The 508-nt window shown below is 28.7% G+C and carries 2 protein-coding genes; both read left to right on the forward strand.

Annotated elements, in window-relative coordinates; genetic code table 11:
* Positions 1-217: PDZ domain-containing protein (locus N2257_10880; GenBank protein ID MCX7794889.1), on the forward strand; the 217-nt coding region annotated here is incomplete at its 5' end.
* A gap of 52 nt (positions 218-269) precedes the next feature.
* On the forward strand, positions 270-508 hold a 239-nt coding region (locus N2257_10885), incomplete at its 3' end, for a 23S rRNA (pseudouridine(1915)-N(3))-methyltransferase RlmH (protein MCX7794890.1).

The following is a 508-nucleotide window of genomic DNA, read 5'->3' on the forward strand; positions in this document are numbered from 1 at the left end:
ATATGTTTATGATGTAATTAGAGGTGGTTCTGCTTATAAGGCAGGAATAAAGGAAGGGGATATAATTGTTTCAATAAATGATATTGAAGTTAATACAATGATGGAGCTTAAAGAAATTATTTATAAAATAGGTTCAGGTAATAAATGTAATGTAACAATAAAAACACCTTTAGGAACAAACAAAACTGTTGAGGTTGTTTTAGGAAGACAAATATGACCACCACTTTCAAAGTGGTGGTATATTTATGATTTTTAGGAGGGATATTGTTATGAACATTACTATAATTTCAGTAGGAAAATTAAAAGAAAAGTATTTAAAGGAAGGTATAAATGAATATTTAAAACGTTTATCTAAATATGCCAAGGTTGAAATAATAGAGGTATCTGATGAAAAGGCACCAGAAAATCTTTCACAAAAGGAAGAAGAACAAATAAAGGATAAAGAGGGACAAGGTATCCTAAAACATATAAAGGACAATATGTATGTTGTTGCACTTGACATAAAAGG

The sequence above is a fragment of the Thermodesulfovibrionales bacterium genome, assembly GCA_026417875.1.
In the GTDB taxonomy this organism is placed as follows: Bacteria; Nitrospirota; Thermodesulfovibrionia; order Thermodesulfovibrionales; family CALJEL01; genus CALJEL01.